Origin of the sequence: Methylomonas sp. MS20, from assembly GCF_050275925.1 — a bacterium.
Taxonomy (GTDB): Bacteria; Pseudomonadota; Gammaproteobacteria; order Methylococcales; family Methylomonadaceae; genus Methylomonas; species Methylomonas koyamae_A.
Window position 1 is genome coordinate 145,264 of the sequence record NZ_CP189963.1, and the last position, 22,130, is coordinate 167,393.

The window sequence follows — 22,130 nt, forward strand, 5'->3', positions numbered from 1 at the left end:
AATGCTCTGTTGATGGAAACGCCTAGGCTTGCGCCGAATGCTTAAAACCTCGTGCGGCATCCCCATGGTTTACTGTTTACCGTTGGGGCGAATCGCGATTTCCGCCTTGACTCGCGTACATATACGACCATCCGTTTGGTAAAATCCGTACTCGAATACCGGTGTACTTCGGCCTTTTCTGGCCAGATCGCCGCGAATTTGTTGTTCCGTTTCCGGTGGAAAGTCAAAAACCAGTTCCAAATCCGTCAATCCAGGGCGTATGAAGTCAAGTTGCAACGAGCTTGTCAAGCTTCGGTAGTCGGGAAATCGTTTCTGACACGCCATGGCCGCAACAGGATCGGCCAGACAGGCCTGAAAACCGCCAAACAAACCACCGCCCGGATTGGTTGCAATCCAACTCTGCGGCAAACGTATTCTCATAAAACGCCAGTCCGGTGATAACGCGAGTACTTTGATCCGCATCAGCCAGAAAAAAGGCAGGTATTCGAGTTTTTTGGCATCCGGTAATAAGGCGGTCTCCCAAATAAATTGACGCAGATTCATCGTCATTCCGCAGCCACATCATGATTGCGCCCGGGGTCGATGCCGACCGCGTTCAACATGCGCTCGATCCAATCCGTGTCGTGGCGGTAGGGTTCGGGCCGATGGGTTGTTTCGGCATCGGTTTTGCCAGCCAGGGCCAATGTTTGGTCCGCGCCGCCTCCACCCAGGGATTTATACACGGCAATCAGGTTGGTGGACACCGTGGTCTCGGATTGAGTCAGCTCGGTTTCGGCGGCGAACAAGGCGCGCTGAGCGTCGAGTACATCCAGAAATGACGATACGCCTTCCTGGTAGCGCAATTGCGCCAGACGCACCGACTCGCGCAAGTCGGCCGCCGAGCGGTCCAGGCTCTGCCGGCGCACTTCTTCCTTCAGATACCGAGTCAAGGCGGTTTCGGTTTCACGCAAGGCTTCCAACACCGCTTTTTCATAAGCCAGGTAGGCTTCCCGTTGTTGCGCCTCGGTCAGGTCGATACCGGCTTGAATGCGGCCGAAATTGAGCAAGGGTTGCAACAGCGTGGCACCGGTACTCCAGGAGAAGGCCGCCGAGCGGAACAATTTTTCGATGTCGGTGTTGCGCAGCCCCAGGAAGGCGGCGATCGAGATTTTCGGAAACAACTCGGCGGTGGCCGCGCCCTGCATGGCAGTGGCGGCGGCGAGCCGGCGCTCGGCGGCGCGCAGGTCCGGACGGCGAGCGAGCGTTTCCGCCGGGGAGATTAAAAGTTCCCGGCCAGGCGCCACAGGAATCGCGGCGGTCTCGCCCAGCTCGACAGCCAGGGCGCCGGGCTGCTGAGCAGTCAGGACTTCCAATCGATGCAATGCCGCGTTCAGTTCGCTTTCCAAGGCCGGAATCCGCGCCTCGGTGGCCTCGGTTTGCGCCCGCGCCCGCACCACGTCGTGGCGGGTGCCGACGCCTTCGGCAAACAGTTTTTCCGTCAGTTGCAGCGTGCGCCGCTGGGCGTCCAGATTGGCCCGGGTGATTTTGAGTTGATTTTGCAGCCCCCGGTATTCGGCGTAGTCGCGCGCCAAATCGGCCGTCAACGTGACCAGCGCTTCAGCATGCTGTTCGCTGGCGGCTTCCAGATCGGCACTGGCTGCTTCCAGCTTGCGCCGTTGGCCGCCGAATAGATCGATTTCCCATAATGCATCGAAACCCAGCTCGAACAGATTGAAGCGAATGCCGGGGGCGAAGCCGGGGAAGGGATTTTCTTCGCGCCGCGCGCCGGCTGAGGCATTCACGGATGGCAATAGCGCCGAGCGCACGATACGCCGCTCGGCGCGGGCCTGATCGATGCGGGTCAAGGCTATTTTGACGTCCAGATTGCCTGACAGCGCCTTTTCCATCAGCCGGTCGAGTTCGGCGTCGCCGAAGTGTTTCCACCAGCTTTTCAAGGCTTCGGCGTCCATGGGCGTCAAGCCGGCCGTGTCAACCGGGGCGGCCTGCCAACGCGCCGGCGCGGGAGGGGCAACCGGCCGGTAATCCGGGCCAACCGTACAGGCGGTCAAACCGACCATCAGCAAACCGGGTAAATAACGTCTCGTCATAGTTCCACCTTTGGTCCGCTACGCCGATGTCCGCGCAGAAACAGGTTGACGGCGCTGTCGACGATAATTTTTTTTTCATTTGCATCAGGCGGCGAACGCAGTCCCATCAGGCAACGCATGTGGTCATTGCCTTGTATCATGCCCAGCAGCAGTTTGGCGGCGCGCTCTTGATCCGGAATCTGAATGGATTCGTCATCTTCGTGAAGCCCGACGAGAAAGCGCGTCAGACGGTCGAACACCGGTTGTATGCCTCTGCGATGCACCTGTTGACTCAATTCCGGAAAGCTTGGGTGTTCGGCAATGATCAAACGCAACAAGCCCAGTGACTCCGTCGAATAAATCAGGTCCGCGAACGACATCGCGATCTGCCGTAGCGCCGCTTCAGTGGCGCCCGGTATCATCCGAGCACTGCTCAGCGTATCGAAAAACGCCTGACACTGGCACTCGATCACCGCGGCGAACAACTCCTGTTTACCTTGGAAATGATTGTAGAGCGTCGGCTTGGACACCGGCGCCGCCTCGGCAATGGCGTCCATACTGACTGCGCTGTAGCCTTGAGCCACGAAAAGCCGCTTGGCTGCGGCCAGAATGGCCTGGCGTTTTGGATTGGGAGGTGTATTCATAAGTTTACGGAAACAGTGAACGGCCTTGAAACGGAATCGATGATGGCATTATACTAAACTACACTGTTCAGTATTTCAACCAAGACTATGATCCATTCCAAACTTCCGAAATCCGTGTTGATTCTTATTGTGCTGGCAAGCGTGGCGGCCGCTGGCTTTATGTATTGGCATCAAGCCATCCATCCTTACGAAAGCACCGACAATACTTATCTCAAGGCGCACATCACCTTGATCAGCCCGAAGGAAACCGGCTATGTCAAGGAAGTGCTGTTCACCGACAATCAGAAGGTCAGGCCGGGCGATCTGCTGGTCGTCATCGACGATCACGATTTCAAGGCCCGCGTCGATCAGGCCGAGGCGCAAGTAAACGTGGAAAAGGCGCGCATCCAGACCCTGGAAACCGACAAAACCACGCAGAGTGCCAAAATCCGTCAGGAAGAGGCTAATATCGCCGCAACGGAAGCCGACCTGGAACGGGCGGCAAAGGATTTGAAACGCTTTGAACACTTGGCGGAAGACGGCGCCATTTCGGCGCAAACCCGCGATGCGGCCGAGGCCGGCCACAAGCAAGCGACGGCGCAACGGGAAAAATACCGTTCCGCGCGTCAGGAAGCTGTCAGCCAGTTGGCGTCCATCGAAGCGCAGATCAACGAAGCTCGCGCCCGCTTGCAAGTCGCCGAAGCGGCGTTGGATCTGGCCCGTATCGATTTGGCCAATACCCGGATTACGGCGCCGATCGCCGGCACGATCGGCCATCTTAGCGTGCAAGTCGGACAGTTGGTCAAGCCGGGTAGCGCGTTGGCGCATTTGATCCCGGACGATGGCTTGTTCGTGGAAGCGAATTTCAAGGAGACGCAAATCGAACGCATGAAGCACGGCCAGACGGTGGACATCCGTGTCGACGCTTACCCAGACCAGGTATTCGAGGGAAAAGTCGATAGCTTTGCGCCGGCGTCAGGCGCCGAATTCAGCCTGCTGCCGCCGGAAAACGCCACCGGCAATTTCACCAAGATCGTGCGGCGCATACCGGTGAAAATCGCGTTCCACTCCGACGCGAACCTGAACGGCTTGAAGCCTGGCATGTCGGCTTTGGCCAAGGTAAGGGTGCGTTGAGATGCCGACCAATCAGATTTCCACATCGGTAACCACGGCCGACGGTAAGCCGGTAACGATGAACAAGCCGCTCAGCCCAGAACAATGGCTGGGCTTCATCGGCATGGTATTCGGCATTTTCATGGCGATTTTGGACATCCAGATTGTGGCTAGCTCGCTGGAACAGATTCAGGCCGGCTTGTCGGCCACCCGCGACGAAATTACCTGGGTGCAGACGGCTTACCTCGTGGCGGAAGTAGTCATCATTCCGTTATCCGGCTGGCTGTCCCGCGCGCTTTCGACGCGATACCTGTTCGTGCTGTCCTGCGGCGGCTTTACGCTGATGAGCCTCTTGGTCGCGCTGTCCTGGAATCTGCCGTCCATGGTGGTGTTCCGCGCGCTCCAGGGCGTGTTCGGCGGCGCCATGATCCCTACCGTGTTCGCGGTTATCTACACCCTGTTTCCGCCGCGCCTGCAGCCGGCCATGGTCATCGTCGTCGGCCTGGTGGTGACCGTCGCCCCCACGGCAGGCCCCGTGCTTGGCGGCTATCTGACCGAAGCGGTCTCATGGAAGCTCTTGTTTCTCATCAATGTCGTGCCGGGACTGCTGGTTTGTCTCTCGACCTGGCTGTTCGTGCGGGTGGACGAACCCGACTGGGGTTTGCTCAAGCAGATCGATTTCCGTGGCATCCTCTACATCGTCGTCTTTCTCGGCAGTCTGCAGTTCGTGCTGGAGGAAGGGGTGCGGGAGGAATGGTTCGAAAGCCGTGAGATCGTGTTCTTCAGCCTTCTCGCCGCCGTGGCCGGCATCGCCATGTTCTACCGAGAACTGACCATCGAGCACCCGATCGTCGACCTGTGGGCCTTCCGTAACCGTAATTTCGCGGTCGGTTGTCTGTTCAGTTTCGTGCTTGGCATCGGGCTTTATACCATCATCTACCTGATGCCCGTCTACCTCGCCAGCGTCAAGGGCCTGAACAGCCTGCAGATCGGCCAGTACGTCATGGTAACCGGGATGTTTCAGTTTCTCTCGGCCTTCGTGGCCGGCCCCCTCGCCAAAGTCCTGGACTCGCGCCTGATGCTGGCCCTGGGGCTGTTTCTCTATGGCCTGGGGGCGTGGATGAACGGCAATCTCACCCATGAGGCCGGCTATTGGGAGTTCTTCTGGCCGCAGGCGCTTCGGGGCTTCGCGCTAATGTTCGCTTTTCTCCCAATCAATTCGCTGGCCTTGGGCACCCTGCCTCCGGACGAAGTGAAAAACGCCAGCGGCCTTTACAACCTGATGCGCAATCTGGGCGGTGCCATCGGCCTGGCGGTCAGCAACACGCTGATGATCCAGCTGAACAAGCAGCATTACGCCGTGTTGCGCGAGGCGGTCACGCCCGGTTCTCCCGAGGCGCAATCCTTGCTGGCCGGCTTGCAGGAACGCCTCGCGCGCTCCGCTTTGCCGGATGGCGAGCTGGCCGCGCTCAAGGAACTCTACGGCCTGGTGATGCGCGAGGCCGAGGTGCTGACCCTCAATACCCTGTTTCATACCTTGAGCCTGACGTTTTTTTTGGCCCTGCTGTTTATGCCTTTGGTCAAAAAAGTCTCGGCCGCTTCCGCCGGAGCGGATGCTGGACATTAAACCCAGGAAGCAACGAGGTCTGTAAGAAGGGTTGAGCCGGTAGTATGGTGGTGGTAATACATCAATGAGGAGATTGTCGAAACCGTATTATCGCCCGACTTAAACACGCTGGAACCCAAACTGGCCCGGCATGGGTATAACACTACGGCTTTGTGCGAACATCTGAATGCCAGGCGGGGCGAAATCAAGGCGTATTTCAACGGACAATTGCCAGCAGCACGGGCTGAGGATTTTAACAAGGAAATCCATAAGCTGGGGATTTTATAAAGCTCGCGCCTTCAATTTATCGTTTATGGGCGTAGGATAGAGTCAAATAAAGCGAGAAATCCAACTCGATAAAATCATTTAATGCGAGAAAGAAAACCGCCCTGTGCAATTAATGTGAGAAAAAGTGATTTTATAGAGTCAGTTAATTTGAGATGAAAATGCCGGATAAGTGCAAGAAAAGCCGGTTATGAAATCAAGAAACTACACCTAACCCTCGTCGGCAAGCTTGTTGACCAAAGGCACAGGCGATCCAACTTTTGCCGGTGCCGGTCGTACCGGTCAGAATCAGGTTTTGCTTTTGCCGCATCCATTCACCCGTCGCCAATGTCTGGATTTGCAAGGGGTCCAGGCTACGTTGATTCCGGTAATCGATGTCTTCAAGTACCGCCTGCGGATAACGGAGTTTGGCGCTTTTTAGTAGTCGTTCGATCTTACGGGCATCTTTACTCAACAGCTCCCGCTCGATCAACAACCCCAGACGTTGCTCAAACGGCATGGCGATGTATTTCGGTTCGGACTGCTGTTGTTCCAAGGCCGCCGCCATGCCGTGCAGACCGAGTTGAGCGAGTTTATGGGGTATGGTTCCTGCGATGATCATTATGGTGCCTCCGGTGTGGTGGTGAAATAATCGGCACCACGTAAGTTCTCGTGTTCAATCACCTTTACGGTCGCCACTGTGGACAAGCGATTGTCGGCATGGGTGCGAATAATGCCTCTTAACCGATCAAAACCCACGCAGTTCAGCAATAGCGCATGCGTACATGCCGACTCAATGCGCCCCTGCCAGTTTTCTTTCTGGGCGTCTCGGCGTAGTAATTGGGCGGCTTTCAGACGGCTGGCAAAGTGGCGTTTGTCTTCAAGACTGCGTTGTAAAAACGTCACGGTGGACGGGCCGACCGATTGCGCCCAGGTCTGCAATCCTTCCAGCGTCCCTTCGCGAAACAATCGGTGGTTGGGCGGCATATGCTCATCCAAGGTGGTTCGACCGGGACCGAGTTTTCGTGTGTGCGATGCAATTAATCGGCGTTGGTAGTAGACATGGAGAAACTCGTCGTTGGCTCGAATATCAACCTGTTGGTGAGCATAGGTATACAACACCGAATAGTGGTGTTGCTCGTATTCAACGTGATAGCTTTCGTCCACTCTGACCTGATAGCGCCATTGACTGTAAGGATAAGGATCATGGCGTAGCCCTTGTAAGACCGGCGCATCCAAATCGAAAAAGCGCTGAAAACGGCTATTCGGATACGTCCGGGTGGTACGTTCGTTGAGCTTTTCCATCCAGTAACGAATCGTAGTATTCAAGTCGTCCAGACTGAAGAACACTTGATCGCGCAACCGGGCCAACACCCAACGCTGCACGATTTGCACGCCGATTTCGCCCAGTGATTTATCCTTAGGTTTGCGCGGTCTAGCCGGTCTTATGATGAAATCGTAATGTTCGGCAAATTCCTGGTACGCCGAATTCAGCAATAATCCCTGCTTATTGTTCTTCAGCACGGCAGATTTTAGATTGTCCGGTACGATGTAACGCGGAACACCGCCGATGTGTTCCAACATCAAGGCGTGAGCCTTAAGCCAGTCGGCGATTTTCTGAGACGCGATGGCTGTGGCGAACAAATATCCGGAAGCGCCCAGTGCCCCAACAAATACCTGGGCGAACCAAATGTCCCCGGTTGTGGCGTCACGAATCGGCATGGTACGTCCGCAAAAGTCGACGAAAATATATTCGCCTGGAAAATAGATTTGCCGCAGACTGATCTTGCAACTGCGTTTCCAGGTTCGGTAACGGCGGCAATATTGCTCATAAGACAATCCATCGGTATTGCGTTGACGATATTCCTCCCAAAGCAATTGCAAGGTCATATCCCGTTTGTATAATTCGGAATGTACCTGAATCCAGTCCGGTACAGGTTTTCGAGAATCGCCTGGCTTTTTATCGCCGAACAGCGTTTGGTAAAGTTTGCCATCATCCAGGGCCTGGAGATCCGCCCAACTCAATTGTTTGTTGACCAATTGGGCGTGAACCGCTTTAGCGGTATTGGGAGCAATGTGGCAGGTGCGCCCAATGGTTCGCAACGAGAGGTCTGGGTCCGCCAAGAGCCGAATCACTTGGCGTAAAGTGGTTATGGATATTTTCATTGTCTTTCCTAGCGACGGGGCGCACGAAATCCTTCGCCCGTCGCGATGTATTTAAAAAAAGGCATAGGAACAGACAGCCGACTTGACGCCGGCCTGGATTAGATCGACAATGAAATCGTCATGAGTGGTTGAATTTCTTGACGGTTTCTTGAAAAGCCCGAGGTTGCCGCCTTGGGCTTTTTTCGTTCTAAGTCTGCGAATTTAATGCGACTAGTCAGTTACGTCATTTGATGTCTCCAGGTCTTTATTTGTTTGCGGGATCGATAAGCGCTGCTCGGCCAGCCAACGGGCGACATCCTGCGTCAACGCAAAACGGCCGCGCCGGCCTTCAATTTCAAACTCCACCACCGGTATCCGCTGCCGTAACCTGGCTTGGCGGTATGCCGCCGGGTTGGTAAATCCCAACAGCTTCCACAGGTCTCGACTCGCCAACAGCGGGCCGTACAGACGAGTCAATGTGTCCTGCAATTCCTGTACTAAAGGCTCGATTGGCTCGGGTTGTGTCATGTCACGTTCGGTAGCAATTTTTGATGTGCCATAGGGTAACTGATGTACGCTATCCGCGAAACAGGAGAGATTGAGCAAACTTTTACCCTAAAATGGCAACAATAAGTCAATTAAAACAATCATGTATCAATTTTCGCCTCGACGACGCGAAAAAAGCGATACTTCAACCAATTGCCGATAATCCCTACAATCGTCGTTTGATCAACCGTCTGAGAACGCAGTATTGGTATATCGGTCTTCAGCAGAAAGCCCAATTAGCCACCGCCTACCAACTGGAAAAGCACTTCGAGCCCCAGGATAAGACCAAGGATGGCATACCGTTACCTGCAAAAAACAAGTGGAGTAAATACCAAGCCGGTAAACACAAGCCCGGCGCCGCGTTGATTGCCTTGGTGGATGCCAAGGCACCGGGCTCCGCCCGAGACATCAATCATCCGCTCTGGGAAGTGCTACGTCTGGGCAATCGGGTGCTACCGAAAATCGATCATTGGCTGGAAAAGTTGGAGCCGCAGGTGCAAGCGATTGTGTATCGATCCGCGAAAGACGGCGGTATTTGCGCCGCTAAGCGCCGCCAACCTTACTCGTCGTCAGTAAGTCGCCGGTTGCTCAAATTGGCGAGCCTCGATACGTTGTCGGCCTTAGTGCTGTATTGGCGTGAGTCCAAGCAACAGGACGATCATGTCCACAACCGCCAGCTAGCCCAAGACATTTACCGAATGTTACTGATGATGGGGAGGAGTTTCCTATCACGCCGGATTGGAGAAGAATTGTATGTGGTGTTTGTGGCGCAAATCTTTTGCCAAACCGATTGGGGAGATAGGCGGTTCTTGGTCAACTCCGTTCATTACCTTTGGGCTATCGAATTGCTGAATACCGCCCTCTATCAAGTGCCGGCATTAAAACCTTTCGCCTCGTGGGCCAATCGTCGCCGAGCTATGTACCTATTGTTGCAAGGCCAATACGGGTTTGACGTGCCGCTTGGCTTGGGTGTAGTACTCGCACCCAATTGGCAATACGGACCACCGACCGAACAACAATGGAAAACCTGGCAATCGGATTTCATGAAATGGCAATGGGGTTGGATACATCTGTGCCAAGAAACCAAAAGCTCCTATGGTGAGGATTGGCTTTGGAAGGCGTTGGAGAAGGAAATTCAGAGTGGGCGATGACCGACTAACGGTTGGACTGCGCCTGTGACGATATGACGCAGTTCAGATGTTAGGTCGTAAACTATACTCCGTCGCGGGCTAAGCTCGTTGCCCGCAAACTGAAGTACATTTTGGAGTTATTTTTTAGGAGTGTAATGGTATGCTTACAAAATCAATTGGCAGGAAAATTCTTCTCAGTTTAGGCTTAATGGCACTGATGCAGCCTGTAGTGGCTCAGACAGGGTCTGTGGCGGCCACCGTTCAGCTTATACCGGCATCAGAAATTATGTCAGCTCCAATGGGAGCACCATCTGACCCTGTTGAAAGTTTAGGTATTGTCCCACTTGCCACCGGTGGCGCTTGGGCAAATAGCGCCGGAGGTCCGACGCTATATAGCAAAGGGATCTATTACTATCTTCAACTGAATCCAGTTGGTAGTATTCCTGCTACAGCTACCATTACATCCGTGGTTTGGTCTTGGGGGCTATCCCGCTATCCGACCGGCTTGATAGTCTACCTGTGCCACGATACAACAAGTGCTTGATAAATGTAACCAGTACTGGAAGTGGCTCTACTTCAAGCTTCAATGGACGTCTTGCGAACAAAAAAATGATTTATGCGTTCGGAGTCGCAGGTTCTGGCTCGGTATCTCCGCCTGCTTATGGTCAAGTCGATCAGGTCATTGTGAACTACGAATATTAAGTATGATATAGCCGCCTTTATATTTTTAAATATAAAGGCGGTTTTTAGAATCATCATGTAAATTTTAAATATTGGCTATATTTATCAAGGCCCGTTTTTAATTGGTAATCTTCCGGCAAATTTTTATTAAACTGCATAATCTTGTTAAATATATCCGCGTCACTAGCTCCACTGCCTTTCATTTCAGTATAAATCTGAATTCGCTGGCCCCTAATTTTATCTGCTTCATTTTCAAAGCTCTTGACGTGTTGAGCATATGCGGACATGGCCGATGTGTCACTTAGGCTAGGCAAATCATTTAAATCTACAAGCTCAAAATCTCTAGAGTATGTATATACGTTAGCCATCTCCTTTGCAAATTCTGGGTCACTATTTACTCGATCAAAGATGAGCTTAACGCCATCTGATGTTGTGGCATTTGAGTCGTTTAAAGCCTTATATGCGGAGCCACTTATTTGTACGCTATCACCGCTACTCGCAGTATTACCAGCGATGATATTGTTGGCTGAGTTAGATTGATAATTGCGGGCAACGGATGAGGTGCCGTAAGTCGGGTGCGTATTCGATGTCGTATTTACAAACATGCTCTATCTCCTTATTAAACGGTAATTCAAACATTCAAAATCAGTTTTTAAATTGTAAGCATAATTTGTGCCAGCGAATTTTGACAGTTTTATGGCGTTCTGATGGCCTTTTCGGTATCGGCTTGCCGCTACTCGAAGCTAGCACCAATAATAAGCGGCAATATTTTGCCGCCGTTACGTACAGCTTTAAGTGGCTGATTTCTCCAGATTCTTATGTGCAAGTTGGTTCAATTAGTGTGCAGCACGTAACACACAAGCCGCGCAACTCACATGACCTTGGGTGTGCAAGTGGAAGGTTTTTTCGCAGTAGACTATCCGCCCCTGGTCTCCGTCAACTTGCCATGATGTCCCATCCGTCTGTTCCATTCAAGCCCGCTATCGCCGCTGATCCAGTCTCGGCGGCTCCGTTGGGATTCTTTCGACCCAAGCGATGGTTGTCGGCACTACGCTTGCCGCTGTTCGCCGGCAAGGTATCGGCGGGCTTCCCGTCTCCGGCGGCCGATTACGTCGATAAAACCCTCGATCTGAACGAGTTGCTGATCCAAAAACCGGCGGCGACCTTCTTTGTGCGGGCTCAAGGCGACTCGATGCTCGGTGCCGGCATTCATCCCAATGACATTCTGGTGGTGGACCGCTCCGTGGAACCGGTGTCGGGTAAGATTGTGATCTGCGCGTTGAACGGCGAACTGACGGTTAAACGTCTGGTTTTCGAACAAGAACACTGGCGATTGCGCGCCGAGAATCCGGATTACCCCGATTTGATCCTGTCGGACGAACTGGAGCTGGTGATTTGGGGAGTAGTCACCAGCGCCATTCATCCGGTTTGAGATGACGGCGGCGAACCACTCCAAACTGATCGCCCTGGTCGATTGCAATAATTTCTATGTCTCCTGTGAGCGGGTATTTCGGCCCGACTTGATCGGACGGCCGGTGGCGGTGCTCAGCAATAACGACGGCTGCATTGTCGCGCGCAGCCATGAAGTCAAAGCCCTGGGTATCAAGATGGGCGTGCCGGTGTTTCAAGTGCGCGAACTGATTAATCGGCATCGGATTCAACTGTGTTCTTCCAATTACAGCCTGTAGTAAGTTATTTGGAATCAAAATTATTGGTGCCATAATCTGGTGAACAGATTTAGTTCCGAGTGGAGTTACACGTTCATGGCTAATCTCGTTTGGGAACGTTACCCCTTTCTTTCTGAAAACCCGAACGGTAGATCATGGCTGGTTCTGCTGGGTAACTTGGGACGTGCCGACGCAACGCTCGACGCCTATGCGCGCGCACTCAGCAATTACTTTCGTTTTTGCCAAGGCTTGGGAGTGGAAGCCGAAAAAGCCACGCTGGAGCACGTCTCCCTTTATGTTCGGTATCTGGGTGGCGATGCTCAGGATGGAAAAACGTCATACCGCCACTCGAATGCTACGATGCAGCAGTACCTTACGGCAGTTCGCCTGTGGTATGACCATTTGGTTTACCAAGATATTCGGGACTTTAATCCAGTCCCTCGTGGCACTTATCTGAATCGAAATAGCGACTACCATCCTGGATTTGCGCACGGCTTGATTCGGCGACTTAAACTACTACCTGCTATTCCCTCGGAAGAGGATTGGAAAAAACTCATCGAAGCGGTTACTCAGGAATCTCTTCGAAATAGATTGATGTTCGCGCTAGCTTATTATGGCGCTTTGCGGCGTGAAGAATTGGTGAACTTGCGTGTCACCGATTTCGATTTTGCTCATCGCCTCATTCGTATTCGACCCGAAACCACAAAGAGCAGTACACCTCGAACAGTCTGTTATGCCGCTACTGCTGGAAATGCATTGAGCGAATATTTGGTTTATCGTCATCGGATCAATCAGCAAGCCGGATTAGTATTTTTCTCCGAATCACGCCGCAACGCTGGTCAGCCAATTTCGAAATGGACCTGGAGCAAGATTGTCGAAGGCTTGGCAAAACAGGCCGGTGTCGAGGGCTTTAGTACGCATAGCTTGCGCCATCTGCGTTTGACTCACCTCGCACAAGCTGGCTGGAAACTGCATGAGCTGAGTGCCTATGCGGGACACCGCAACCCGCAAACGACATTGATGTACCTTCATCTTTCCGGCGCAGACCTACTAAACCGGATGACTGAGGCCATCCGTTATGCCGATGCCAAAATCGACGCGGCTTTATTTGCGAAGATGGAGTAATGCCCTATGGCTCAATTAGATTCTGTAAGTGCGAAGAATTGGCAATGGCCTCTTGATTTGGCTCAGTATGATCGAAGTCCATATCTATCGGAAACTGAAGAATGTGCATTGGTCAGTTGGAGTAATACCATGAGGGTTAGAGCTGCTGTGCCAAGGCTTTATTTGCCGCTACGGGATGTGGCGGCTTTGAGTTCGAAGCAAAGCCTGCTAGAAAGGCACGCCAAAGCTCAGACCGCCATCCTGCAAGAGATTCAGCGAACTCAGCAGCCCTACTGGGCTTGGAGTCAGCAGGCCTGGATTGATTTAGTCCGCCACCCATTAATCCACTCAAGCGCACGACTTTTCATCACCGCGAATGCTTATCTTCTTTGCGATTTCCGCCTCGTCCATTGCATTGGCCCTATATTTTATTTATCCGGTCTTGGGCGATTGATTTTCGGAGAAGAACTTTTCGAACGCGAATGTGGGCGTTTACATCAGGCTTTACAGAAAATTGGGTATGGCAAAGTTAATCTGCAACAGAATTTTCCATCCATCCTGGCAGCGGTAATGCTGGAAAACCGCAACCCCTACCTAGAAAGTTTCGATACCGAACTCTTGGAACGCACCCGTGAAAAGTACAGCGCCCAAGCTCACGGTATCGGCAAGCTCTCCCACGGGTTGGCCGCACTGGGAATCCTGCCCGAGCCACTCCGGATGCGCAATTATGTCTCATGGAAGGAAAAAAGCGGTGGTGGTATTGCGCCGCAATGGGTCGATTATTGCCGGCGATGGCGGGAAACATCGACCTTGCAACCTAAAACACGGGAGTCTAACTACAGCTATATTCTGCGTGCAGGCCTGTGGCTAGCCCAAATTCATCCAGAAATCACCAGTCCGGCGGATTGGACGGTCGAAACCTGTGCTGATTTTCTCGCAGCCCTAAATCGGCTCAAGGTTGGCGAATGGCAGCTTCATTCGTTCGACTATACTGGGCGAGTTAATCTAGGAACGCCGCTTGGCGCTAATTCCAAACGCTCGGTACTGTATGCCATGCGGCGTTTCTTCCGTGACATTCAACATTGGGGCTGGGTCCGGCTGAAGTTTAATCCGTATTATCATTTGGCCACACCGAATTCAATCTTGAGATTATGCGGCCCCAATCCGCGAGCCATAGACGACAATTTTTGGCTCAAATTGGTATGGGCCAGCCTCAATCTTGAGGCGAACGATAAACTGAGTGAGATTTGGTATCCCTTAGAAATGTTGCGGGCGATCAGCGTCGTATGGACTCATGCCGGACTGCGCCAGAACGAAATCATCCGCCTTCGCGTCGGCTGTGCGCGAGCCCAAAATGATCCCATTATTGATGAAACGACCGGCACAACAATTGCCGCCGGTACATTATGCTATTTAGATGTGCCGGCCGGCAAAACCTTCACCGCCTTCGCAAAACCGGTGAGTGCAATCGTCCGGCAGTTTATCACTGAATGGGAAGCAATTCGGCCTGAACAAGGTTTCTTAATCGATCCCAAGACAGGTGAACGCGTACGGTTTTTGTTTCAGTACCGTGGCAAGACGATTGGACACTCGGCAATCAATGATACGATCATCCCGATGTTATGCGCCAAAGCCGGATTGCCTGTAGAGGACAGCAGAGGCAAAATCAGCAGCCACAGGGGACGCGCCTCGGCTGTCACTGCCTTAGCTAGCGTACCTCAAGGGATGTCCCTATTTGATTTGATGCGATGGTCAGGCCATCGCAGTCCAAAATCTACTTTGTACTATATTCGCACGAAACCTACGCAGTTAGCCGGCGCTTTTGCGAAAGCTGATCAGATGTCACACCTAATCGAAGTACTTATCGACCATACAGCCGTGGTCAGTGGAGCCGCAGCCAAGGGTGAGCCTTACCGATATTATGATTTAGGCTCCTCTTATTGCTCGAACCCCTTCTGGAGTACCTGCCCACACCGTATGGCCTGCGCTGGCTGCGACTTCAATATACCCAAGGATTCGGTCAAGGGTGAAGCACTGGCGGCCAAAGCGTTTTTGCACCGTTATCTTGAGGAGGTGCCATTAACGCCCGAGGAACAACAGATCGTCAAGGGTGACCTTCAGAAGCTGGAAGCCATGCTGGACAAGCTAAAAAATGTTCCAACCCTGGATGGCAGAACGCCGCAGCAAATTCATGGGAATGAAGTTCCCTAATAAATTAGAACAAAAAGTATACTTTGGCGCCACTTAAAAAGCTTATTCATATGTCCGACCTACGCAATTCCCTTTCTGCACTGCCGCCGCGACCCCTGATTGCCTTAGTGGACTGCAACTCATTTTATGTCAGTTGCGAGTGCGTATTCCGTCCGGATTTATGGGATAAGCCGGTAGGCGTACTCAGCAATAACGATGGTTGCTTTATCGCTAGGAACAAGGCTTTAAAATCCCTCGGTGTCAAAATGGGGGTGCCGCTTTATCAAGTGGCCGACTTGGTTAAAAAACATGATGTCCATCTATTTTCATCAAATTTCGCGTTGTATGGCGACATGTCATCCAGAGTGATGTCATTATTAGAGACATTTTCACCGAGCACCGAAATTTATTCGATTGACGAGGCATTCTTAGATTTGACCGGGATTTGTCAGCAAGACCCTATCGGTTATGGTCTCACTATTAAACAATCGATCCAGAAAAATACCGGCATCCCAGTTTGCGTCGGAATGGGGCCGACTAAAACGTTGGCGAAACTGGCAAATTTTGCCGCAAAAAAATGGCCTAAAACCAACGGTGTTGTGGATTTGTCCTGCCCTCAACGGCGGGAGCGGTTAATGCGCCTGTTACCGGTCAATGAAGTCTGGGGTATCGGTTCAAGCCTAAGCCAGCAGCTCTCGCAACTCGGCATTCACACCGTCTGGACTTTGGCGCAGCAGCCCGTTCAACGAATGCAGTCGCAGTTTAGTGTTGTTTTGGCTCGAACGATCATGGAATTAAATGGCATTTCCTGCCTGGAGCTTGCAGAAATAGCGCAGGACAAACAAGAAATCATGTGTTCCCGAAGTTTTAAGCGGCCTTTAGAAAATTTGAAGGAATTATCGGAAGCTTTAGCCGAGTTCTGCAGCCGGGCAGCGGAAAAGCTCAGAGCACAGGATTCGACAGCAGATCGTTTAACCGTGTTTATCAGGACTAACCCGTTTAATCCACAAGAACCTCAATATCAACGTTCAGCAACTTTGAAATTGGCAATAGGCACGCAAGATACACGCAGGTTGATCAATGTTGCCAAGCAGTTGTTGCAGGGTATTTACAAGGAGGGTTACCGTTACCAGAAATGCGGAATCCAATTAAGTGGCCTTTACCCCAATACCATGCCTGGTCAGACGGATTTGTTTGCCAACCCAAAATCTTCAAAGGAGCGAGAGTTAATGGCCTGCTTCGATAAAATCAACCATCGGTTTCCTAAGTCCATATCTATAGCCGCCACAGGATTAAACAAAAGCTGGCAGTTCCAGCCCGAACGCATGTCAAAACGCTATACAACCCAGTGGGATGAGTTGGCGATTGTAAAATGCAGCTAGCTAATCATTACTCAGAGTGGGCAAAAAGATACCTGATGTGCTTACTGGATGGGTAGTGAAAGGCAAGCAACGACCCAAACTTGACGGTCGCACTTCTCCAAACCAGTCAGTCAGCTAAATCCAGCGCCTGGGAACTGGAGATCTACAAAGCGGCCATTGGCGACCGCATCCAACGGCCAATTTTGCGACATCCACATATAGAGGGTGCCTGCCAATATCGAGCCCTCGCCATTTCGGCAAACACAGAGTGAGAAATCAATAAACACCTTTCACTCGGTTTTACTTACAGCCATTTTTTGCGGGACAAGTGATTACTGAAGGTGGACATGATAGCGATTATGTAAGAACCCAATTGAATTTTGTATTTTAAAAAACTGTGCGTAACCATAGGCTGTAATAATAGCTACCCATCACTACAGTACGTTAACGAGGTAAGACATGGGTAAAGGTCGGCTGGAGGCATTCAGTGATGGGGTACTGGCCATCATTATCACCATCATGGTATTGGAATTGAAAGTACCCCATACTGCGGACATCAATGCGCTGATTCCTTTGATTCCTGTGCTTTTAAGCTATGTGTTGAGCTTCGTCTATGTAGGCATTTACTGGAATAACCATCACCATTTACTGCAAACATGCCAAAAAGTCACTGGTTCGATACTGTGGGCAAACCTGCATTTATTGTTCTGGTTATCGTTATTTCCGTTCACAACTGCCTGGATGGGGGAAAATCACTTTGCGGCTATACCAACGATGGCTTACGGAGTGGTTCTATTGATGGCAGCAATCGCTTATATATTATTACAATACCTCATCATCGTTTCACAAGGGACAAATTCGCTATTAAAAAGATCTGTCGGTAGCGACTGGAAGGGTAAATCCTCACCATTGATTTACTTAATAGCGACACTAAGCACGTTTTGGTCGCCATGGTTAGCTCAAGGGCTTTATGTGCTGGTCGCATTGCTATGGTTAGTGCCAGATCGACGTATTGAGAACGTGATGTCTGAATATTAAAAGGATTTTTGATTTGCCAAGCAAATGACCAAATAAAACTGGGCTTTTCATTGTAACCTTCAACAATAAACTGAGTTGGTGAAGGTCTGCTCAAGCCTATTTGAAGGTCAGCTATTGAGAAACATGTATGGCGGCTTTCTGGCAGATTGGTTCAGCACCAATTAAAGCAATGGCTTGCGCGTCAATTTTTCTTGAAAAACTGCAATAATCAGAGGTTTCCTAACCCCTTTAAACGCCATAATCGGACTTTTGATTTAGTTTTGCCTAACCTGTGATTTTTTAAAAACCTATCCGCAGACTTTTCAATACTTCTGCCACTTCGGGTTTTGCGGCCGATGTGGGCGGGAATATAGCGCAGATGGTGCGACGAATTTCCGGATCTGACAGATAACGAACTTGAATCTTATCTGCATTTTTGGTGATGGTGAATTCCGGCATTAGCGCAACGCCGATTCCGGCGCGTACCATACTCAGTATCCACTCTTCGCTATTACTTCTATAGGCAGCATAAAGATTGACCTGCCGCCCCTGGCACACATTCCTCAGTGTTTCACGCAATTCACAGTTCAGGCGATCCAAGTAAGGTTCAGCTTGTATGGTCGCTAAATCAATTTGTTGCATTTGATTGAAACGGTGTTTGTCGTTGAAGACAACAACATAGCGTTCTTCGTAAAGCTTTAAAGACTGGTAATGCCCTACCGGTAAGGATGTTGGTGCACTGATAACTAAATCCAGGCTATCTTCATCAAGTTGATTCAATAGATTGCATTCACTGTCGACGACTAATTCCAGTTCTACATGGGGTCGTTCTTGCTGAAAGTCAGTGAAGAATGGACTTAAATGGTGTGCGGCAATTGTCGTCATCACGCCGATGCGAAGTGGCACAGTATTTAAGCGGCTGAAACGCACAGCCTCAGCTTTGACAGCTTGCGTCTTGCGCACTATTTCACGTATAGAAGGTTCAACCAAACGTCCTAAGGCCGTCAACCTACATCCGCCGCGGTCTCGGCTAAATAGCTCACCGCCAAGTTCATCTTCCAATTTCTTAATTGCTTGCGTCAGGGAGGGTTGGGCCACATAGGTTGCTTGTGCAGCGCGAGTGAATGAGCCTTTATCGCAGACGGCCAGAAAATAGCGAATTTGTTGCATTTCCACAGCTTGTCTCCTTTCTTGAATAGGAAAAACCTATTATTTCATAGAAAATTGGTATTTTACAATTAACATAACTCATTATTTAATATAAACACCAAGTCACCTAAATATTCAATATTCCTATGAAAACAGCAAAATTAATCGTAATGTACCCTACACCAACAGATTTAAAAACTTTTGAACGTCGTTATGCTGATGAGCATGTGCCGATGGCGGTCGAAAAGCTGGCCGGCAAAACACGATTTGTCGCCTCATTGATTCTTTCCAATGCAGACAAATCTGCAGCGCAGTTTCATCGGATTGCCGAGGTTTATTTTCCATCCCTCGCCGAATTAGAGGCTTGTCTGAATTCACCAGGCGGCCAAGAAACAGCTCAGCATGCCGTTGAGATTTCTAGCGGTGGTGATCCGTTGTTTCTGATCTCCGAGGTGGAAACCTTTGATTTCTAATCCGACCATCGGATTTAACATAATCACAGTGGAGGCAAATCAATGTCTAACTCTATCAAACTAAAAAAGGTGGCTTATAAGCGCATTAGGTGGCTGGGTCTGCTGCCTGTTGTCTTTTTGGTTGGATTAATGCCAACTATTGCCCAAGCGCATCGCGGTGCGCCTGACGAGGCCGATGCTTGCGTTACGAGAGTTGGTTTTGAACGAGTCCATTTCACGGCCTATACCCCGACTCTGTCAGGGGATCGGGAATATTGCAGCATCATTCCCGAAATCGGCCCAACTAATTTGGTGTTCGACTACGAAGGTAAAAGTCTGCGCAATGTCAGCGTGGAATTCGAAATCACCAAAGAACCTGAAGGGCAAAGGGTTTTTTATCAGCAGCCGAAAAAAGTTAAAAACGGCACTTTCGATAGTATGGTCGATTTTAGTCAATATGGTGCTGGTAATTATTTGGCTCACATCGCTATTGTCGACAAGGATAAGCGTCTTGACACTCATATTCCGTTCTCTGTTGGCCTGGAATCGGTTCCGGGAAAAAGCTATATGCTGCAGATTGTGATAATCGGAAGCTTGTTGTTGCTGGCTTATATTGTAATGAAGTTAGCGAATAAGGAAGCGCCCAATCACTCACCTGAGGCATGATCGAATGGTACAGGCGAGTCAAACGTACTTAGGGGGAATATGACTATGAATATGACTCAATTAAAGGTTTATCTTTTAAGAACCAATTCTTGGCAGAAAGTGCTATTCGGGTTACCGATATTAGTAATGGTTGTCATGCTTTTGATGGATCATAGCGGCGACTCGGTAGAATTGGGGCAGGCCGTGTATCGACCTGAGATGCTGAAACGTCTTTGCAAAGCTGATCAACTCAGTGGAGACGCTGGAGAGACTTATGGTGAAGAAACCGAAAATGGCATCAAATACAATGTCCGCACACCAGCCAATTATGATGCATCCGTTGCCCACCCACTATTACTGGTATTTTCTCCGGCCGGATCGAATCGGGCTAAAACCGAAAAAACAACTGGGTTCACTTTTCCTGCTACCCAAGCCGGTTTCATCGTGGCCTATGCGGATCACCCGGAATTATCGCCCAGCACTACCGTAGAATTAGGCACCATTCCCAGTTTAATGGCCAAAAAGTGGTGTATTGATGAAAAACAGGTCTATGTTACGGGACATTCCGATGGAGGGACTTCGGCAATGGCATTAGCGTTTATGACTGGCACACGACACATCCCACGTGCAATTGCGCCGAGCGCAGCAGGGGTTGCGTATGATGATTTACGCGACCGCAAATGCCCCGAGCCCTTGCCGGTTATGATCATGCACAGCAGCAAGGATCGCCTGTTTCCTGGTTATGGTCAGCAAGCGGTGGGTTGGTGGGCAGCTTGTAATAAATGTGATCCTATTCCGGATAAAATCGCAAATGGTTGCTCCTCTTATTCAGGGTGTGCCGGGGGCGTAAAAACGTTGTACTGTGAAGGTGATCAAATCCATTCACATTGGCCCGAGCGAAGTCAGGATATTGTCGAGTTTTTTGTGTCAGCGACTCAAGTTAGCCCACTGGCAAAGTGAAATTGGCTCTATATGAATCGTAATGGGTGCAAAGGTAAACCCGAAAGCAAACGGTCACCCAGATTCCTCTCGGGTCTGCCTGCTCCTTTTAGTGGCTGAACAGTTGGTTGACAACCGACCTGGACGTATTGAGCCTAGAGCCATCAAACGACGACCCAAAACGAAGCCGAATACCGGACAGCCGATTGGGTTACATGGTGCCTTAATTATTAAAATGGGATAGCTACTCCGAGCGGCGGGTTTTGGCCGATTCTGTTGAAAAGTCGGTTTTGTTAAAATTTTAACCAATTTTGCCGTTCGTCAAAATGATAACTGTTTGTTTTCAAAAATAGCTTGCTTTTTAATTCCACATAAACGCCGATCTGTCAGCGCGGGTGATGTCGGTGCTGGAAACCTACTCGCCGACACTGGAAGTGTATTCGATTGATGAGGCCTTTCTGGACTTCACCGACCTGTATCCCGGCCGTCATGACCTGATCGCTTACGCCCACCTGATCAAGCGCTCGGTACAGCGTCAGGTCGGCATTCCAGTCTGTGTCGGACTGGGGCCGACCAAGACCCTGGCCAAGTTGGCCAATTTCGCCGCGAAGAAATGGCCGAAAACCGGTGGCGTCGTGAATCTGTCCGATCCGGACCGACGCGAAAAGCTGATGAAGATCGTGCCGGTCGATGAGGTGTGGGGCATCGGTCGGCAGCTCGCCCAGCAACTCAATGGTCTAGGCATTCGGACGGTTTGGGATTTGGCCATGCAATCGCCGCAGAAAATGCAGCAACGTTTCAGCATCGTCATGGCCAGAACCATTATGGAATTGAATGGTATCAGTTGTCTGGATCTGGAGACTGTGGCGCCCGCCAAGCAGCAAATTGTTTGCTCACGCACCTTCGGCAGGCGGTTGACTTCTTATGCCGAGTTGCACGCTGCGATGGCCGAGTTCACTAGCCGAGCCTGTGAGAAACTGCGCCAACAACAAACGGTTGCTGGTCAAGTGTCGGTGTTTATCCGCACCAACGGCTTTGCCCTGCACGAACCGCAGTATCAACGTCAGGCCAGCCGCTGCCTGGTCTTTCCCGCTAGCGACACTCGGGTGATACTGGCTACGGTTGAAAGCTTGCTGTCCAGCGTCTACCATTCAGGTTTTGGCTACTACAAGTGCGGCGTGCAACTCGGCGACATTTCACCCGCGTTAGCGCCAAATCAATTGGACCTGTTTGACGATCGGGCCGGCGCGGGCAAGGCCGATGGACGCGTGATGCAAACCGTCGACGCCATCAATCGGCGCTACCCTAAAGGCATTGCGGTGGCCGCCGCCTGGATCGACCAGAACTGGAAACCTAGAGCACACTGCTTGTCGCCACGATACACCACGTCTTGGCGGGAACTGCCGATTGTTCATTGCCGATAACTGAGACC

At 51.1% G+C, this 22,130-nt stretch carries 22 protein-coding genes and 1 pseudogene; 15 read left to right on the forward strand and 8 right to left on the reverse strand.

From position 1 onward, the window contains the following. Nucleotides 1-69 precede the first annotated feature (69 nt). From ACQE3D_RS25205 to ACQE3D_RS25215, 3 genes are read right to left on the reverse strand one after another with little or no spacing between them, the layout of a single operon-like run. On the reverse strand, nt 70-543 hold the full coding sequence (locus tag ACQE3D_RS25205) for a PaaI family thioesterase (RefSeq protein WP_319960959.1): 474 nt from the start codon (nt 541-543) through the stop codon (nt 70-72). A 2-nt stretch (nt 544-545) separates the two neighbouring features. Then, entirely contained in the window at nt 546-2,087 is a 1,542-nt protein-coding gene (locus ACQE3D_RS25210) for an efflux transporter outer membrane subunit (RefSeq protein WP_319960958.1), read from the reverse strand. Further along, a complete protein-coding gene (locus tag ACQE3D_RS25215) occupies nt 2,084-2,710 on the reverse strand; it encodes a TetR/AcrR family transcriptional regulator (protein ID WP_427551902.1) in 627 nt (208 codons plus the stop codon). The genes ACQE3D_RS25210 and ACQE3D_RS25215 overlap by 4 nt, the downstream gene beginning before the upstream one ends. Nucleotides 2,711-2,824: 114 nt before the next feature. Between ACQE3D_RS25215 and ACQE3D_RS25220 the strand changes: the two genes are divergently transcribed. Beyond that, on the forward strand, nt 2,825-3,823 hold the full coding sequence (locus ACQE3D_RS25220; RefSeq protein WP_319960956.1) for an HlyD family secretion protein: 999 nt from the start codon (nt 2,825-2,827) through the stop codon (nt 3,821-3,823). A gap of 58 nt (nt 3,824-3,881) precedes the next feature. Then, complete coding sequence (locus ACQE3D_RS25225) at nt 3,882-5,429, forward strand: DHA2 family efflux MFS transporter permease subunit (protein ID WP_427551977.1); 1,548 nt, start codon at nt 3,882-3,884, stop codon at nt 5,427-5,429. 460 nt (nt 5,430-5,889) lie between these two features. On the opposite strand, the gene ACQE3D_RS25230 is transcribed toward ACQE3D_RS25225, so the two are convergent. The 3 genes from ACQE3D_RS25230 to ACQE3D_RS25240 form a co-directional block, all read right to left on the reverse strand. After that, the gene (locus ACQE3D_RS25230) at nt 5,890-6,294 is read right to left on the reverse strand and encodes an ATP-binding protein (protein WP_427551903.1); all 405 of its coding nucleotides are present in this window, start codon (nt 6,292-6,294) and stop codon (nt 5,890-5,892) included. After that, nucleotides 6,294-7,838, reverse strand: a complete 1,545-nt coding sequence (istA, locus tag ACQE3D_RS25235; protein WP_427501742.1) for an IS21 family transposase — start codon at nt 7,836-7,838, stop codon at nt 6,294-6,296. Before istA ends, ACQE3D_RS25230 begins: the two co-directional genes overlap by 1 nt. 210 nt (nt 7,839-8,048) lie before the next feature. Further along, a complete protein-coding gene (locus ACQE3D_RS25240; protein WP_064029161.1) occupies nt 8,049-8,345 on the reverse strand; it encodes a hypothetical protein in 297 nt (98 codons plus the stop codon). Between the two features lie 197 nt (nt 8,346-8,542). Between ACQE3D_RS25240 and ACQE3D_RS25245 the strand changes: the two genes are divergently transcribed. The 3 genes from ACQE3D_RS25245 (at nt 8,543) to ACQE3D_RS25255 (ending at nt 10,195) form a co-directional block, all read left to right on the forward strand. Further along, complete coding sequence (locus tag ACQE3D_RS25245; protein ID WP_427501741.1) at nt 8,543-9,514, forward strand: hypothetical protein; 972 nt, start codon at nt 8,543-8,545, stop codon at nt 9,512-9,514. A gap of 139 nt (nt 9,515-9,653) precedes the next feature. Further along, nucleotides 9,654-10,037, forward strand: coding sequence for a hypothetical protein (locus ACQE3D_RS25250; protein WP_427551980.1), 384 nt, complete (start codon nt 9,654-9,656; stop codon nt 10,035-10,037). Further along, nucleotides 10,013-10,195, forward strand: coding sequence for a flagellar protein FlhE (locus tag ACQE3D_RS25255; protein ID WP_427551904.1), 183 nt, complete (start codon nt 10,013-10,015; stop codon nt 10,193-10,195). Before ACQE3D_RS25250 ends, ACQE3D_RS25255 begins: the two co-directional genes overlap by 25 nt. 53 nt (nt 10,196-10,248) lie before the next feature. On the opposite strand, the gene ACQE3D_RS25260 is transcribed toward ACQE3D_RS25255, so the two are convergent. Further along, nucleotides 10,249-10,779, reverse strand: coding sequence for a hypothetical protein (locus ACQE3D_RS25260; protein ID WP_427501739.1), 531 nt, complete (start codon nt 10,777-10,779; stop codon nt 10,249-10,251). Between the two features lie 407 nt (nt 10,780-11,186). Here ACQE3D_RS25260 and ACQE3D_RS25265 point away from each other — a divergent pair, with 407 nt between their 5' ends. From ACQE3D_RS25265 to ACQE3D_RS25290, 6 genes and pseudogenes are all read left to right on the forward strand, one after another. Beyond that, on the forward strand, nt 11,187-11,606 hold the full coding sequence (locus ACQE3D_RS25265) for a LexA family protein (protein ID WP_427551905.1): 420 nt from the start codon (nt 11,187-11,189) through the stop codon (nt 11,604-11,606). Nucleotide 11,607: 1 nt separating this feature from the next. After that, nucleotides 11,608-11,859, forward strand: a pseudogene (locus ACQE3D_RS25270) (DNA polymerase V subunit UmuC); the annotation flags it as partial. A gap of 78 nt (nt 11,860-11,937) precedes the next feature. Further along, nucleotides 11,938-12,966, forward strand: coding sequence for a tyrosine-type recombinase/integrase (locus tag ACQE3D_RS25275; RefSeq protein ID WP_427501738.1), 1,029 nt, complete (start codon nt 11,938-11,940; stop codon nt 12,964-12,966). Between the two features lie 6 nt (nt 12,967-12,972). Continuing rightward, entirely contained in the window at nt 12,973-15,156 is a 2,184-nt protein-coding gene (locus tag ACQE3D_RS25280; RefSeq protein ID WP_064029222.1) for a tyrosine-type recombinase/integrase, read from the forward strand. A 50-nt stretch (nt 15,157-15,206) separates the two neighbouring features. Next, nucleotides 15,207-16,517, forward strand: a complete 1,311-nt coding sequence (locus ACQE3D_RS25285) for a Y-family DNA polymerase (protein ID WP_064029224.1) — start codon at nt 15,207-15,209, stop codon at nt 16,515-16,517. A 438-nt stretch (nt 16,518-16,955) separates the two neighbouring features. Further along, nucleotides 16,956-17,534, forward strand: coding sequence for a TMEM175 family protein (locus ACQE3D_RS25290; RefSeq protein ID WP_256612423.1), 579 nt, complete (start codon nt 16,956-16,958; stop codon nt 17,532-17,534). Between the two features lie 279 nt (nt 17,535-17,813). Here ACQE3D_RS25290 and ACQE3D_RS25295 read toward each other — a convergent pair whose 3' ends face one another. Beyond that, nucleotides 17,814-18,689 (reverse strand): LysR family transcriptional regulator, encoded by an 876-nt coding sequence (locus ACQE3D_RS25295; protein ID WP_427501745.1) that lies wholly within the window; start codon nt 18,687-18,689, stop codon nt 17,814-17,816. Between the two features lie 119 nt (nt 18,690-18,808). Between ACQE3D_RS25295 and ACQE3D_RS25300 the strand changes: the two genes are divergently transcribed. The 4 genes from ACQE3D_RS25300 (at nt 18,809) to ACQE3D_RS25315 (ending at nt 22,122) form a co-directional block, all read left to right on the forward strand. After that, the gene (locus tag ACQE3D_RS25300) at nt 18,809-19,135 is read left to right on the forward strand and encodes an EthD family reductase (protein WP_096876911.1); all 327 of its coding nucleotides are present in this window, start codon (nt 18,809-18,811) and stop codon (nt 19,133-19,135) included. Between the two features lie 42 nt (nt 19,136-19,177). Continuing rightward, nucleotides 19,178-19,780 carry a hypothetical protein gene (locus tag ACQE3D_RS25305; protein WP_427501746.1) on the forward strand — a complete coding sequence of 201 codons (603 nt, stop codon included), beginning with the start codon at nt 19,178-19,180 and terminating at the stop codon, nt 19,778-19,780. Nucleotides 19,781-19,825: 45 nt separating this feature from the next. Next, complete coding sequence (locus ACQE3D_RS25310; protein ID WP_256612427.1) at nt 19,826-20,719, forward strand: alpha/beta hydrolase family esterase; 894 nt, start codon at nt 19,826-19,828, stop codon at nt 20,717-20,719. Nucleotides 20,720-21,081: 362 nt separating this feature from the next. Then, a complete protein-coding gene (locus tag ACQE3D_RS25315) occupies nt 21,082-22,122 on the forward strand; it encodes a Y-family DNA polymerase (RefSeq protein ID WP_427551978.1) in 1,041 nt (346 codons plus the stop codon). The last annotated feature ends 8 nt before the right edge of the window (nt 22,123-22,130 follow it).